Here is a 13,493-nt window from a genome sequence, read left to right as displayed (position 1 = left end):
CGGAGCGGCAGCTCATTCGGGCAATGATTCACATCCCTTGAGCGGCCAGCGGCAAGTGGCATGCACAAACAACTTTACGGTGATCTTCCGATGGTATCATGGCGCTGCAGCATTGGACCCCGTGGCGTCCTTAACAAACTGATGCGGTTCAGCGGCAGTTGGTTAAGGGAGTGTTAACAGTGTATTAAGAAAGTATTAACACTCATGATTGCATCAAGTCGATTACCCTCCCCAAAAGCGGGAACCGAATCCTTCAGGCGGTTTTACCTGGCAAAGATTCGCTGCAATTTTATGGAGAGAAGTGGTCGGGGCGGCGAGATTCGAACTCACGACCCCCTGTACCCAAAACAGGTGCGCTACCAGACTGCGCCACGCCCCGGACCGTGCGCCTTCCTATCTCCGGCGAAGTGATTTGAAAACCCCTAACAGGGCCAAACTGCGCCTCTGGCGGAAAAAATTTCATGCCGCATCTGACTGCCCGGGGCGATACCGTAGCGGCGGGCCAGTCCACCGTTTATTTCGAGAACGGCAAACACTTCATCGCCGCCTGGGATTGGCGTCAGATCGCCGGGTTTGGCATTTTCATGAACCGAAGTGACCCGTCCGCTTTCATCCAGGAAAATGATGTCCAGCGGGATCAGCGTGTTCTTCATCCAGAACGCCGCCGGCTGGGGGTGCTCATAGACGAACAGCATCCCTGCCCCGCGCGGCATCGTTTCGCGGAACATCAGCCCTTGGGCGCGCTCCTGCTCGTCATCGGCAATTTCAACAGAGAACCCGGTCTGCCCCCAACTGCCGCGCAGGTCTACCCTGCCGGGCTTGCAATCCCCGGCAAAGACTGGGGCGGCAATCACGGAAAATGCGGTGGCGGCGAAACTCCAGCTAAGAAGACGCCGCGGCACCAGATCAGACCTGGCTGCCGGCCGCCAATGCGGCTTCCCATGCAAGAACTTCGACCGCCATGCGGCCGCGCTTGCCGTCAATCACCCGCATCGCCAGTGCTTCGCCCGGCTGCAGGTCCGCCAAGCCGGACTGGCGCAGAACCTCAACATGCAGGAACACATCTTCATCCCGGCCAAACACATTGGCAAAGCCGAAACCCTTGCCCTTGTCGAACCACTTGACCCGCGCGGGCTCCAGCGGCTCGTTCTGCAGGCTGACCATGTCCAGCTCGGCAAAGTCGCTCAGCACCGGGGTGTCTTCGCGTTCCGGCGGCTGGATCGAGATGACCTCAACCGCTTGAACGCCGCGGCCGGTCTGATGCGTTACGATTTCAATCCGGGCGCCGTCCGCGACAGAGCTTTGCCCGAAATTACGCAGTACATTCACGTGCAGAAGGATATCCGGGCCGCCAGCGTCGGAAACGACAAAGCCATACCCTTTCGCCGGGTCGAACCACTTCACCAGCCCCTGAACTTGCTGCAAGCTGCTGAGATCTTCTGCCACTGGATTTTCCCTACCGCGTTTCTTGTTTTTTTGATGCTGCCCTGATGCGCCAAACTGACCTTGGAATTCAAGCTAAAAAGTCTTGAAAATGTCACGAAAGACGACTTGACCCAAGGTAAACTGACGATTCCTGTCAGGGATTAAGGCGATTAATATTCCATGCTGCAGATGCGTCATCGCGGCGCCAGCGGAACCGGTCGTGCAACCGGAAGGCGCCATCGGCCCAAAACTCGATTTCCAAAGGTACCAGACGGTAGCCGCCCCAGAACGGCGGCCGTTCCGGATTCGGTCCCTTCATCGCTGTCACTTTTGCGACCTCCGCCATCAGCGTGCCGCGGCTGTCCAGCGGCTGAGACTGTTTCGAGGCCCAGGCGCCTAGCCTGCTCTTGAGTGAGCGGGATCTATAGTATTCATCCGCCTGCGGCCCGTCCTCGCGCGTGATGGTTCCGCGCACCCGGATCTGGCGGCGCAAGGATTTCCAGTGCATGACAAATGCAGCCTTGCCTGCATGATCCAGCTCCTGCGCTTTGGCGCTCTCATAGTTGGTATAAAAGACAAAGGCGCCGTCCTCTATTTCCTTGAGCAGCACCATGCGGCTGTTGGGCAGCCCAGTCGCATCCACCGTGGCCAGCGCGATGGCGTTCGGGTCGTTGGGTTCGGACCGTTCTGCCTCTCCGAGCCAGGTCCTGGCTATGGCAAAGGGGTCGTCGCCTGCGAATATACCTGTGCGGTCGGACATGAGCACCTCAAACGGGAATTTGAACGCAACCTAGGCAGCTTCGTTTCTGCCTACAAGGGTAAGCACCCTTGAAGCGCCCCGCGCGGCATTATAAACACCGCTAAATTATCAGATCACAGGCGGAGAACCTGCATGTCTAGTCAACTGATGGCCGGTAAGCGCGGCCTCATCATGGGCCTGGCCAACGACAAATCCATTGCGTGGGGCATTGCCAAGGCCTGCGCCGATGCCGGGGCCGAGCTTGCCTTTTCCTATCAGGGCGATGCGCTGAAGAAGCGGGTCGACCCGCTGGCAGAGCAACTGGGCAGCAACATCGTCCTGCCTTGCGACGTCTCGGACGAAGCGTCGATCGACGCGCTGTTTGCCGAACTGGAAGCAAAATGGGGCAAGCTGGACTTCGTCGTTCACGCCATCGGCTTCTCCGACAAGAATGAACTGCGCGGCCGTTACGTCGACACCAGCCGCAGCAACTTCCAGATGACCATGGACATCTCGGTATTCTCCTTTACCGCCGTGGCAAACCGCGCCGAGAAGATGATGAAGGACGGCGGCTCGCTGCTGACCCTGACCTATTACGGTGCCGAGCAAGTGATGCCGCATTACAACGTGATGGGTGTTGCCAAGGCCGCGCTCGAGGCCTCCGTCAAATACCTGGCCGAGGACCTGGGCAAGGACGGAATCCGCGTCAACGCGATCTCTGCCGGCCCGATCAAGACCCTGGCTGCATCGGGTATCGGCGATTTCCGCTACATCATGAAGTGGAACGAGTACAACTCACCGCTGCGCCGCAACGTGACCATCGACGATGTGGGCAAGTCCGCGCTCTACCTGCTGTCCGACCTCAGCTCCGGCGTCACCGGAGAGAACCTGCATGTGGATGCGGGCTATCATGTCGTCGGCATGAAGGCGGTGGATGCACCGGATATCTCCAAGTAACTGAAAACACGGAGGCCCGGGCATCGGTCCGGGCTCCGGCAAGCTGACGCGATACCGCGGGGAGCACATAAAATGACTGATCGTCTGCCGCACGAAAAAGGCTTTCACATCAGCTGGGACCAGATCCACCGCGACAGCCGTGCCCTGGCCTGGCGCCTGGACGGGCAAGGCCCCGACGATGGCGCCTGGCGCGCCGTTGTGGCGATCACCCGCGGCGGCATGGCGCCGGCGATGATCGTCAGCCGTGAGCTGGACATCCGCACCGTCGACACCATTTCTGTCCGCTCCTACCATCACCAGGCCCAGGGCGAGGCCGAGGTGCTGAAGGCGCCGGATGCAGCCCTGATGGGTGACGGCGAGGGCGTGCTGATCATTGACGATCTGGTCGACAGTGGCAAAACCTTGGAACTGGTGCGCCAAATGTACCCCAAGGCGCATTTCGCAACGGTCTACGCCAAGCCCAAGGGCCGGCCGATGGTGGACACCTTTATTACTGAGGTTAGCCAGGACACTTGGATCTTCTTCCCCTGGGATATGGCCCTGCAGTACGTCGAACCCTATCGCGGCACTGATTGAAGCGGTCCAGCCTGCAGAAGTCCAAAGGCGCGCGTCACAGCGCGCCTTTTTCGTTGGTTGGACCGGCCTTAGGGCAAACCCGTGCGCCCTTCCCGCTTGAGCCGCAACGGGCGCCGTGCCAGACATATCCCGGTGCGCATCAGGATGCGCCTGAACTTTCGCTGCAGCCCGGAGCCGCCCATGCCCCTGACCCGCACCCAATCCACCTTTGTATCGCCCATCGTCGAATCGCGCCGCTGGGTGGCCGGGGCGGATTTCCCGCCGGACCGCCCGCTGTTGAATGTGAGCCAGGCCGCCCCGGCAGAGGCGCCGCCGGAAGGTTTGCGCCAGGCGCTGGCGGAGGCCGCTCTCAATGACGTCTCCGCGCATCTCTACGGTCCCGTCCTCGGCAACGACCCGTTGCGCCGGGCACTGGCGCAGCAGATGTGCCGCCACTATCAGGCGGAGGTGCTGCCGGAACAGGTCGGCATCACCTCCGGCTGCAACCAGGCATTTGCTGCCGCCATTGCCGCCCTTTGCGGTGAGGGCGATGAGGTGATCATCCCGGTCCCCTGGTACTTCAACCACAAAATGTGGCTGGACATGGCAGGCGTCACCGCCGTGCCGCTGCATGTGGGCGCGGGGATGCTGCCGGATCTGGCCGCGGCTGAGGCCCTTATCACCGACCGCACCCGCGCCATCGTGCTGGTCACGCCCAACAACCCTTGCGGCGTGGAATACCCCAGCGGCCTGGTCCAGTCATTCTTCAGCCTCGCCCGCAGCCGCGGCTTGGCGCTGATCGTAGATGAAACCTATCGCGACTTCGACAGCCGCGGCGGCGCCCCGCATGGGCTGTTTCAGATGCCGGATTGGGACAGCACCCTGATCCACCTCTATTCCTTCTCCAAGGCCTACCGGCTGACCGGCCACCGCGTCGGCGCCATCGCCGCCTCAACGGACCGCCTGTTTGAGATGGAGAAGTTTCTGGACACCGTCACCATCTGCCCCTCGCAATTGGGGCAGGCCGGCGCGCTGTGGGGCATTGAAAACCTGCATCACTGGCTGGCAGGCGAACGCCAGGAAATCCTCAACCGCCGCCTCGCGATTGAGGAAGGCTTTCCGGTGCTGGCCGAAAAAGGCTGGAAACTGCTCGGCTGCGGCGCCTATTTCGCTTATGTCGAACACCCCTTCACTCAGCCCTCGGACCAGATCGCGCGCCAGCTGGTTCAGGACGCCTCTGTCCTGATGCTGCCGGGCTCCATGTTCATGCCCGAGGGCGACCCGGACGGTGCCCGCCAGTTCCGCATTGCCTTTGCCAATGTGGACCGCGCGGGCATTCACACGCTGTTTGAACGCTTGGCCGCGTTTAATCCCTGACCATCCAGCAGTTTGCGCTGCATTCATCTTGCCCCTCTGCGGGCAGCCGCGTATTCAGTCAGCGGCATTTCCCGCTGCAAGACACTCTCTTGCGCGGCAGAACAATAAAGAGGGCATCATGGCCGCAGGCATGAAACATCTATCCAAAACCTTCGTCTGGATCCTGATGGGGATGCTGATCGTCGGCCTTGCCGGCTTTGGCGCCGTGAATTTCTCCAGTTCCTCTTCCTCCGTCGCCCAGGTCGGTGACGAGGATGTAAGCATCGGCACCTACGTGCGCGAGTTGCAGCGCGAACAGCGCGCTCTGCAGGCACAAACCGGCCAGGCGATGTCTATGGCGCAGATGACCGCTTTCGGCCTCGACCGGGTGGTCCTGGGCCGCCTGATTTCCCTGGCGGCACTGGATCACGAGGTTAAGAGCCTCGGCCTGTCGCTGGGTGATGAAAACCTGATTGAGGAACTGGCTGCCATCGACGCCTTCCAGGGTGTGAACGGACAGTTCGACCGCGAGGCGTACAGCTTTGCCCTTCGCAATGCCGGCCTCACGGAAAAGGAATTCGAAGAAGACCTGCGCCGCGAGGCCGCCCGCACCATCGTGCAAAGCGCGGTACTGTCCGGCGCAAAAATGCCCGATACCCTGACCGAAACCCTGACCAGCTACATCGGCGCCCGCCGCAGCTTCTCCTATGTGCAGATCAACGCCGCGGAAATCGCCCTGACAGCTGAGGTGCCATCGGACGCGGACCTGCAAGCCTTCTACGAGGCCAATCAGGACCAGTTCATGCTGCCGGAAACCAAGGTCATCACCTATGCCGCTCTGCGTCCCTCCATGCTGCTGGACGAGATCGAGGTGGACGAGGCCCAGCTGCAGCGCCTGTTCGAGGACCGCTCTGACCAGTATCAGGTTCCCGAACGCCGTCTGGTCGAACGTCTGGTGTTTGGCGATGAGGAAGCCGCGGCCAGCGCCAAGGCGCAGCTGGAAACCGGCGGTGCCACCTTCGAAAGCCTGGTCGAGACCCGCGGCCTGACACTTCAGGACATCGACATGGGCGACGTCACCATGGGCGACCTTGGCGCAGCCGGCACTGATGTCTTTGCTGCTGAGGTGGGCACCGTGGCAGGCCCCCTGCCCTCGGACCTTGGCCCGGCGCTCTACCGTGTGAACGGCCGGCTTGAGGCGCAGATCACCACCTTCGAAGACGCCAAACCGGAATTGGTGGAGGAACTGGCCTCCGACCGCGCCCGCCGCCTGGTGGAAACTCAGGCCGAGGACATTGACGACATGCTGGCCGGCGGCGCCACGCTGGAGGAGCTGGCAACCGACAGCGGCCTGGAGCTGGCCCAGATCAACTGGACCGAGGACAGCAGCGATGACATCGCGGCCTATGAGGGCTTCCGCACCGCCGCCGCTGGCGTAACCGCCGACGACTTCCCCGAGGTTGGCTTCCTTGAGGACGGCAGCCTGTTTGCCCTCCGCCTGGATGACACCCTGCCGGAACGCCCGGAACCCTTTGGTGATGCCAAGGACAAGGTCTTGACCGCCTGGCAGGCGGACCGGCTTGCTGCGGCGCTGAAGGATCAGGGCGAAGCGTTGCTGGCGCAGGCAGAGGCAGCAGATGGATTTGCTGAGGACGCCGAAGTGAAAACAGAAACCGGCCTCACCCGCACCGCCTATATCGACACCGTGCCGGCCGGTCTGGTCGCAGGTGCCTTTGAAATGGAGCTTGGCGATTTCCGCCTGGTGCAGGATGCAGAATCCGCCGTGGTTGTCCGCCTCGATGCCATCCTGCCGCCGGAGGCAAGCGACGACATGACCCTGCTCACCCAGGCGCTGCAGGCGCAGCTGGACCAAGCGCTGGCGCAGGAGCTGTTCCAGGCCTATACGCAGGACGTCCAGACCCGCGCCGAACCCCGTGTAGACCAGCAGGCGCTGAACGCAGCGCAGGCGAACTTCCAGTAATCAAGGCACCAGATCCATGGCCCTGACCCCCGATTTCGACACGTTCGCCAAAGCCTATGAGGCCGGCGAAAACCAAGTCGTCTACACCCGCCTTGCTGCAGATCTCGACACGCCGGTGTCACTGATGCTCAAGCTGACCGGCGCCCAGAAGGACGCCTTCATGCTGGAATCGGTGACCGGCGGCGAAGTGCGCGGGCGCTACTCAATCATCGGAATGAAACCGGATCTGGTCTGGCGCTGCCACGGGGAGCAGTCGGCCCTGAACCGCTCGGCGCGGTTTGATGCGGATGACTTCACGCCCCAGGACGGCAACCCGATGGACAATCTGCGGGCCCTGATTGCCGAGAGCAAGATTGACCTGCCCGATGATCTGCCTCAGGCCGCGGCCGGCCTCTTTGGCTACCTCGGTTATGACATGATCCGCCTGGTGGAACATCTGCCGGACGTGAACCCCGACCCGCTCGGCCTGCCCGATGCGCTGATGCTGCGCCCCTCGGTCATTGCGGTTCTGGATGGCGTCAAGGGTGAGGTCACCGTGGTATCCCCCGTCTGGTCCAGCGACGGCCAGACCGCCAAGGCGGCTTACGCCCAGGCGGCCGAACGGGTGATGGACGCGGTGCGCGATCTGGAACGCGCCATGCCCGCCGAAAGCCGCGACCTCGGCGACGCGCACGAAGTCTCCCCGCCGGTCTCAAACTTCACCAAAGAGGGCTATATGGCCGCGGTGGAGAAGGCCAAGGAATATATCCGCGCGGGCGACATCTTTCAGGTCGTTCCGGCACAGCGCTGGACCCAGGAATTCCGCCAGCCGCCGTTTGCACTTTACCGTTCGCTGCGGCGCACCAATCCGTCGCCCTTCATGTTCTACTTCAACTTTGGCGGCTTCCAGGTTGTCGGGGCATCACCGGAAATCCTCGTCCGTGTTTTCGGGCAGGAGGTCACCATCCGCCCGATCGCGGGCACCCGCCCGCGCGGCGCCACACCCGAAGAAGACAAGGCGCTGGAAGCGGATTTGCTGGCCGACAAGAAGGAACTGGCCGAACACCTGATGCTGTTGGATCTGGGCCGCAACGACACCGGCCGGGTCGCCAAGATCGGCACCGTGCGCCCGACCGAGAAGTTCATCATCGAGCGCTACAGCCACGTCATGCACATCGTCTCCAACGTCGTGGGCGAGCTGGCTGAGGACAAAGACGCGCTCGACGCTTTCTTTGCCGGTATGCCCGCGGGCACCGTCTCCGGCGCGCCCAAGGTGCGGGCGATGGAAATCATCGACGAACTGGAACCGGAAAAGCGCGGCATCTACGGCGGCGGCGTCGGCTATTTCTCGGCTGGCGGCGACATGGACATGTGCATCGCCCTGCGCACCGCCATCGTCAAGGATCAGAACCTTTATATCCAGGCCGGCGGCGGCGTTGTGTATGACAGCGACCCGGAGGCGGAATATATGGAGACGGTCCACAAATCCAACGCCATCCGCCGCGCAGCCGCCGATGCCGCACGCTTTGCTGGCAGCGGCAATAGCTGATGCACAGGCTTGCCGCGCTGCGGCTTCTTTCTGGTTGAAAATACCCCCGCCGGAGGCAGCGGCGCCCTTTCAGGGCGCCGTTTTCATTTGGCAGAACTCACTTGCCTGGCAGCAGCGACTCAAGGCTGGCCGAGACCGGTGCCAGCGCCACCCGCTCTGCCCGGTCCTGCAGCCCCCACAACAGCAAAGCTGAGATCGTATCCGGGCGCAGACGGCCCAGCATGATGACTGCACCTTCCTGCCCGGCCCGGAACGCCGCCTGATCCAGGAACCGCCGGATTGCCCGCGGATCCTGACCCGCGCCGTCAAAGTCGCGGAACACCACCCCGGCCGGCACGCCATCGCGCAGTGCCAGTTTCTGCACGGTATTGAGACCGCTGTCCTGGGTCAGCAGCCCATAGCCGGCAGCGGCCGCCACCGCTGCAACCTGGTCTGCCAGCGGCCGGTTTCCTTGCACGCCGGTATCAACTCCCTCCAGGATTGCCACCGCCTCCGGCAGCTTGCCGCGCCAGACCTCCAATGCGGTCTCGGCATCCTGCGGTGTGGCCTCACGCGGCAGGTCCGCCAGCATCAGCACCTCAAACCCTGCGGCCCGGCGCGCCGCCATTTTCTCGGCGGCCTGCGGATCGTCGGGATCAATGGCAAAGCTCAAGGGATAGGGGAATTCCGCCAGGGCCTCTGCGCCGATAGCGCCGGCATCATCAATCAGCACAATCGACATCAACGGCCGGTCCTCCGGGTTGAAGAACGGTTCGGCATGTGCGGTGAATGGGGTGGCCGCTGGCTCGGCATTGCCATTGGCTGAAACGGTTTCCTGCTTGTCCCGCTCGGTCAGCGGTACAACCGGCGTACCAATGCCGGGCGTCAACGCGGCAGGCTCCACCGCTTCCGAACCCGTAGCAACTGCCGCGGATTCAGCATCTTCATCTGTATCACTGCTGTTTGCGGCCTCCGGCACGCCGGACGCAGCACCAATCACCGGAAGCGTGATTTCTGCAGGTGCGCTGCCGATATCCGGAACCTGAACGCTACTGGATACAGGCGCCTCCACTGTTTTAGGAGCGGTCTCCTGAGCCGGCTGTTCAACCGGATTAAGGTCTTCTGTCCCGGTGCTTTCTTCCGGCGCTGCTGCGGGTTCGGTTGCCGCCACGATCACACTTTCGCTGCCTGGCGCCTCCGGGGCCGCGGGCAACGCCGCTTGCGGCTGGTGCTCCACAACTGTCCCGGCGGGTTCAGGGGCCTCTGCGGGTGCAAGCTTTCCCGCACCTTGCATTGCGGTGACAAGCCCAACCGCCGGCTGTTCCGCCGGGGAGGTATCGGCGCCAGCCAGGGCGCTCAGGTCATCCCCCGCGGCATCTGCCCCGGGCGCTTCGGGCTGAACCTCGGCCAGATCGGCGTCCCTCTGGCCGCTGGCTGCAACAGCCGCCGTTTCGCCGCCTCCGTTGGGCATCTGCGGCGCCTCGCCGGGATCATGTGCAACAGGTTGCGGTGCCTCAACGGCCTCGGTTTTCGCTGGCGCAGGCGCAGTGCCGGCTGTCTGCCCGGAAGGTTCCGGCGCTGCTTCCGGTTTGAGTGCCATCTGCGGCAAAGGCACTGACAATGACAGCATCGCCAGCCCGCCAGCCGCCAGTAATGCCCCGACACTCACGCCGCCCAGAAATCCACGCATGCCTGTTTTGCCTCTCAATCTTTCTGAGGTGCTGCGCCGTATCAGCCTGCCTGCGCGATCCTTGTGCCGGTTCGCCCCTGCATTCGCCTTTCCTGCCCTTGACGCTGCCCCGTATCCCTGAACAAGTATGTTGCAACCACTATACTGCGGCGCGCACCCCGCCCGCCACCCTTAAAAGAGCCCGCAAGATGCTGCTGCTGATCGATAACTACGATTCCTTCACCTACAACCTCGTCCATTACCTCGGCGAGCTTGGCGCCGAAATGGAAGTGCACCGCAACGACGCCATCAACGTGCAGGAAGCGATGGCGATGAAGCCCGCAGGCATTCTGCTGTCGCCCGGCCCGTGCGACCCGGATCAGGCCGGCATTTGCCTCGCCCTGACAGAAGCCGCGGCGGAGACCAAGACGCCCCTGATGGGTGTCTGCCTTGGCCACCAGACCATCGGCCAGGCCTTTGGCGGCAAGGTGGTCCGCTGCCACGAGATCGTGCACGGCAAGATGGGCATGATGCACCACAAGGACACCGGCGTTTTCAAGGGTTTACCGACACCTTTTGAGGCAACCCGCTACCACTCCCTGGTGGTGGAGCGCGAAAGCCTGCCCGATTGCCTGGAAATCACGGCTGAACTGGAAGACGGCACCATCATGGGCCTGCAGCACAAGGAGCTGCCGATCCACGGCGTCCAGTTCCACCCGGAATCCATCGCCTCTGAACACGGCCACGCGCTCTTGAAGAACTTCCTCGATGTGATGCAGGTGCCGGCATGAGCGACCAGCTGAAGCCGCTGATCGGTGCTGCCGCCGAGCGTTCCCTGAGCCGCGAAGAAGCCGAGAAAGCCTTCACCCTGCTGTTTGAGGGCGAGGCGACGCCCAGCCAGATCGGCGGCCTGCTGATGGCGATGCGCACCCGCGGTGAAAGCGTTGATGAATACGCTGCTGCCGCCGCCGTGATGCGCGCCAAGTGCAACCCGGTTAAGGCGCCTGCAGGCGCCATGGACATCGTCGGCACCGGCGGCGACGGCAAAAATACCCTAAACATCTCCACCGCAACTGCCTTTGTCGCAGCGGGCGCCGGTGTTGTGGTTGCCAAGCATGGCAACCGCAACCTCAGCTCGAAATCCGGCACTGCCGACATGCAGTCCCAAATGGGAATTAACGTGATGGTCGGCCCGGATGTGGTTGAAAAGGCAATAAATGAAGCCGGGATCGGTTTCATGATGGCGCCGATGCACCACCCGGCAGTGGCGCATGTGATGCCAACCCGCCAGGAGCTGGGCACCCGCACCATCTTCAACATCCTTGGCCCCCTCACCAATCCGGCCGGCGTCAAGCGGCAGCTGACCGGCGCCTTCAGCCGCGAGATGATCCGCCCGATGGCGGAAACCCTCAAGGCGCTTGGCTCAGATCGCGCTTGGCTGGTCCACGGCTCCGACGGCACTGATGAGCTGACCATCACCGGCGTCAGCTGGGTCTCCGCGCTGGAGGAGGACGGCAGCATCCGTGACGTGGAGCTTCACCCCGAAGACGCTGGCCTGCCGGTGCATTCTTTTGACAAGATTATCGGCGGCACGCCGGAGGAGAACGCCATGGCCTTCCGGGTTCTGCTGCAGGGCACGCCTTCGGCCTACCGCGACGCGGTGCTGCTGAATGCCGCCGCCGCGCTGGTGGTTGCGGGCAAGGCTGCCGATCTCAAGGAAGGAGCCGCCTTGGCTGCAGAATCCATTGACAGCGGCGCGGCCAAGGCCAAGGTCGAGGCTCTGGCCCGGATCACCTCAGCCGCATGACCGGTCTGCCCGCAGGGCTGGGCGCCTGGTCCAGCCTGCCGTTCTTTCAGGATCAATGGCCGGGCATTGCCGCCGCGATCGCAGCGGACGCCCGGGACATTCTGCCGCCCGCGCACCAGCGTTTTGCGGCGCTGGAACTGACCCAGCCGCAGGACACCCGCGTGGTGATCCTTGGCCAGGATCCCTATCCCACACCCGGCCACGCCCACGGGCTGGCCTTCTCGGCAGAACCGCATGTGCGCCCCCTTCCCCGCTCTTTGTCTAATATTTACAAGGAGCTGCAGGAGGACCTTGGCGTCACCCGCCCCAACGCGGACCTGCGCCCATGGGCGCAACAGGGTGTGCTTTTGCTGAACACCGCTCTCTCGGTCCCGGCGGGTGAAGCGAACGGCCACAAGCATCTCGGCTGGCACCACCTGGTGCACCAGGTACTGGAGCTGACCTCGGAAACCCCGACGGTTTACATTCTCTGGGGAAATGCGGCGCAAAAGCTTGAAAAACATATCAAACCGGGCGATCACCTGATCCTGAAAACCGCCCATCCCTCGCCCCTGTCGGCGCGGCGCGGTTTCTTCGGGTCCCGGCCCTTTTCAAAAGTGAACAATTGGCTTACCGCCCGCGGCGAGGATGCCATAGACTGGAACGCAGGAACGGAGGCCCAGGCATGAGTGGAACTGGAATGACCGAAAACGTGCTCGACAAGATCAAGGCCTACAAGCTCGAGGAAGTGGCCGCGGACAAGGCCGCCAAACCGCTTGAGGCGGTCGAGGCCGAGGCGAAGAATGCCTCCCCGGTGCGCGGTTTCGCCAATAGCCTGATGCAAGCTAACCGCTCCGGCTACGGCCTGATTGCCGAGATCAAGAAGGCGAGTCCTTCCAAGGGCCTGATCCGCCCCGATTTTGAACCTGCGGAACTCGCCAAGGCTTATGAAGACGGCGGCGCCACCTGCCTGTCGGTGCTGACGGACACTCCCAGTTTCCAGGGCGCCAAGGAGTTCCTTACCCAGGCCCGCGCCGCCTGCTCCCTTCCTGCCCTGCGCAAGGATTTCATGTATGACACCTATCAAGTCGCCGAAGCCCGCGCGCTGGGGGCCGATTGCATCCTGATCATCCTTGCCTCGGTTTCCGACGCCCAGGCGCAGGAGCTGGAGGAAAGTGCCTTTGAGTGGGGCATGGATGTGCTCTTGGAAGTGCATGACGCGGAAGAACTGGAACGTGCCTGCAACCTGAAATCACCGCTGATGGGCATCAACAACCGCAACCTCAAAACCTTTGAGACCACGCTGGACACCACCCGAACCCTTTCCCGCATGGTGCCCGCGGACCGTACCATCGTTTGCGAAAGCGGACTGTTCACGCCGGAGGACCTTAGCGATATGGCCCGCTACGGCGCCCGCACCTTCCTGATCGGCGAGAGCCTGATGCGGCAGGATGATGTGGCCGGCGCCACCCGCGCGCTGCTCGCTAACCCGCTGATGCCGGGCATGATGTAAGGAGA

The 13,493-nt window shown here is 62.8% G+C and carries 13 protein-coding genes and 1 tRNA gene; 9 read left to right on the top strand and 5 right to left on the bottom strand.

All coding sequences use genetic code 11. From position 1 onward, the window contains the following. Positions 1 to 302: 302 nt before the first annotated feature. From RA25_RS03530 to pdxH, 4 genes are all read right to left on the bottom strand, one after another. Positions 303 to 379, bottom strand: a tRNA-Pro gene (locus RA25_RS03530). Positions 380 to 422: 43 nt separating this feature from the next. Continuing rightward, the gene (locus RA25_RS03525) at positions 423 to 854 is read right to left on the bottom strand and encodes a DUF192 domain-containing protein (protein WP_039146005.1); all 432 of its coding nucleotides are present in this window, start codon (positions 852 to 854) and stop codon (positions 423 to 425) included. A gap of 52 nt (positions 855 to 906) precedes the next feature. After that, a complete protein-coding gene (locus RA25_RS03520; protein ID WP_019297790.1) occupies positions 907 to 1,446 on the bottom strand; it encodes a cold-shock protein in 540 nt (179 codons plus the stop codon). Between the two features lie 133 nt (positions 1,447 to 1,579). Continuing rightward, positions 1,580 to 2,185 carry a pyridoxamine 5'-phosphate oxidase gene (gene pdxH / locus RA25_RS03515; protein WP_039170199.1) on the bottom strand — a complete coding sequence of 202 codons (606 nt, stop codon included), beginning with the start codon at positions 2,183 to 2,185 and terminating at the stop codon, positions 1,580 to 1,582. 132 nt (positions 2,186 to 2,317) lie between these two features. Between pdxH and fabI the strand changes: the two genes are divergently transcribed. From fabI to trpE, 5 genes are all read left to right on the top strand, one after another. Next, a complete protein-coding gene (gene fabI / locus RA25_RS03510; protein ID WP_039146008.1) occupies positions 2,318 to 3,121 on the top strand; it encodes an enoyl-ACP reductase FabI in 804 nt (267 codons plus the stop codon). A gap of 72 nt (positions 3,122 to 3,193) precedes the next feature. After that, positions 3,194 to 3,697, top strand: coding sequence for a xanthine phosphoribosyltransferase (gene gpt, locus RA25_RS03505; RefSeq protein ID WP_019297787.1), 504 nt, complete (start codon positions 3,194 to 3,196; stop codon positions 3,695 to 3,697). Positions 3,698 to 3,877: 180 nt separating this feature from the next. After that, positions 3,878 to 5,053, top strand: a complete 1,176-nt coding sequence (locus tag RA25_RS03500; RefSeq protein ID WP_039170349.1) for an aminotransferase — start codon at positions 3,878 to 3,880, stop codon at positions 5,051 to 5,053. Positions 5,054 to 5,171: 118 nt separating this feature from the next. Next, positions 5,172 to 7,013 (top strand): peptidylprolyl isomerase, encoded by a 1,842-nt coding sequence (locus RA25_RS03495; RefSeq protein WP_039170196.1) that lies wholly within the window; start codon positions 5,172 to 5,174, stop codon positions 7,011 to 7,013. 16 nt (positions 7,014 to 7,029) lie between these two features. Further along, the gene (gene trpE, locus RA25_RS03490) at positions 7,030 to 8,541 is read left to right on the top strand and encodes an anthranilate synthase component I (protein WP_039170193.1); all 1,512 of its coding nucleotides are present in this window, start codon (positions 7,030 to 7,032) and stop codon (positions 8,539 to 8,541) included. A 97-nt stretch (positions 8,542 to 8,638) separates the two neighbouring features. On the opposite strand, the gene RA25_RS03485 is transcribed toward trpE, so the two are convergent. Next, positions 8,639 to 10,210 (bottom strand): polysaccharide deacteylase family 2 protein, encoded by a 1,572-nt coding sequence (locus RA25_RS03485; RefSeq protein WP_039170190.1) that lies wholly within the window; start codon positions 10,208 to 10,210, stop codon positions 8,639 to 8,641. A 188-nt stretch (positions 10,211 to 10,398) separates the two neighbouring features. On the opposite strand from RA25_RS03485, the gene RA25_RS03480 reads away from it, so the two are divergent. The 4 genes from RA25_RS03480 to trpC are packed head-to-tail and all read left to right on the top strand — an operon-like array spanning position 10,399 to position 13,488. Then, entirely contained in the window at positions 10,399 to 10,980 is a 582-nt protein-coding gene (locus tag RA25_RS03480; RefSeq protein ID WP_039170188.1) for an anthranilate synthase component II, read from the top strand. After that, positions 10,977 to 11,996, top strand: coding sequence for an anthranilate phosphoribosyltransferase (gene trpD / locus RA25_RS03475; protein WP_039170186.1), 1,020 nt, complete (start codon positions 10,977 to 10,979; stop codon positions 11,994 to 11,996). The genes RA25_RS03480 and trpD overlap by 4 nt, the downstream gene beginning before the upstream one ends. Further along, a complete protein-coding gene (locus RA25_RS03470; protein ID WP_039170183.1) occupies positions 11,993 to 12,664 on the top strand; it encodes a uracil-DNA glycosylase in 672 nt (223 codons plus the stop codon). Before trpD ends, RA25_RS03470 begins: the two co-directional genes overlap by 4 nt. An 11-nt stretch (positions 12,665 to 12,675) precedes the next feature. Continuing rightward, positions 12,676 to 13,488, top strand: coding sequence for an indole-3-glycerol phosphate synthase TrpC (gene trpC / locus RA25_RS03465; RefSeq protein ID WP_039170180.1), 813 nt, complete (start codon positions 12,676 to 12,678; stop codon positions 13,486 to 13,488). Positions 13,489 to 13,493: the final 5 nt, after the last annotated feature.

Origin of the sequence: Leisingera sp. ANG-S5 (assembly GCF_000813925.1) — a bacterium.
GTDB lineage: Bacteria > Pseudomonadota > Alphaproteobacteria > Rhodobacterales > Rhodobacteraceae > Leisingera.
The sequence above is the reverse complement of the archived record's forward strand: the minus strand, read 5'-3'. Positions and strand labels throughout refer to the sequence as shown.

Bases quoted from the DNA above. Each gene is read 5' to 3' on its own strand.
- pdxH (WP_039170199.1), bottom strand. From the start codon at position 2,185: ATGTCCGACCGCACAGGTATATTCGCAGGCGACGACCCCTTTGCCATA.
- fabI (WP_039146008.1), top strand. From the start codon at position 2,318: ATGTCTAGTCAACTGATGGCCGGTAAGCGCGGCCTCATCATGGGCCTG.
- gpt (WP_019297787.1), top strand. From the start codon at position 3,194: ATGACTGATCGTCTGCCGCACGAAAAAGGCTTTCACATCAGCTGGGAC.
- RA25_RS03500 (WP_039170349.1), top strand. From the start codon at position 3,878: ATGCCCCTGACCCGCACCCAATCCACCTTTGTATCGCCCATCGTCGAA.
- RA25_RS03495 (WP_039170196.1), top strand. From the start codon at position 5,172: ATGGCCGCAGGCATGAAACATCTATCCAAAACCTTCGTCTGGATCCTG.
- trpE (WP_039170193.1), top strand. From the start codon at position 7,030: ATGGCCCTGACCCCCGATTTCGACACGTTCGCCAAAGCCTATGAGGCC.
- RA25_RS03485 (WP_039170190.1), bottom strand. From the start codon at position 10,210: ATGCGTGGATTTCTGGGCGGCGTGAGTGTCGGGGCATTACTGGCGGCT.
- RA25_RS03480 (WP_039170188.1), top strand. From the start codon at position 10,399: ATGCTGCTGCTGATCGATAACTACGATTCCTTCACCTACAACCTCGTC.
- trpD (WP_039170186.1), top strand. From the start codon at position 10,977: ATGAGCGACCAGCTGAAGCCGCTGATCGGTGCTGCCGCCGAGCGTTCC.
- RA25_RS03470 (WP_039170183.1), top strand. From the start codon at position 11,993: ATGACCGGTCTGCCCGCAGGGCTGGGCGCCTGGTCCAGCCTGCCGTTC.
- trpC (WP_039170180.1), top strand. From the start codon at position 12,676: ATGACCGAAAACGTGCTCGACAAGATCAAGGCCTACAAGCTCGAGGAA.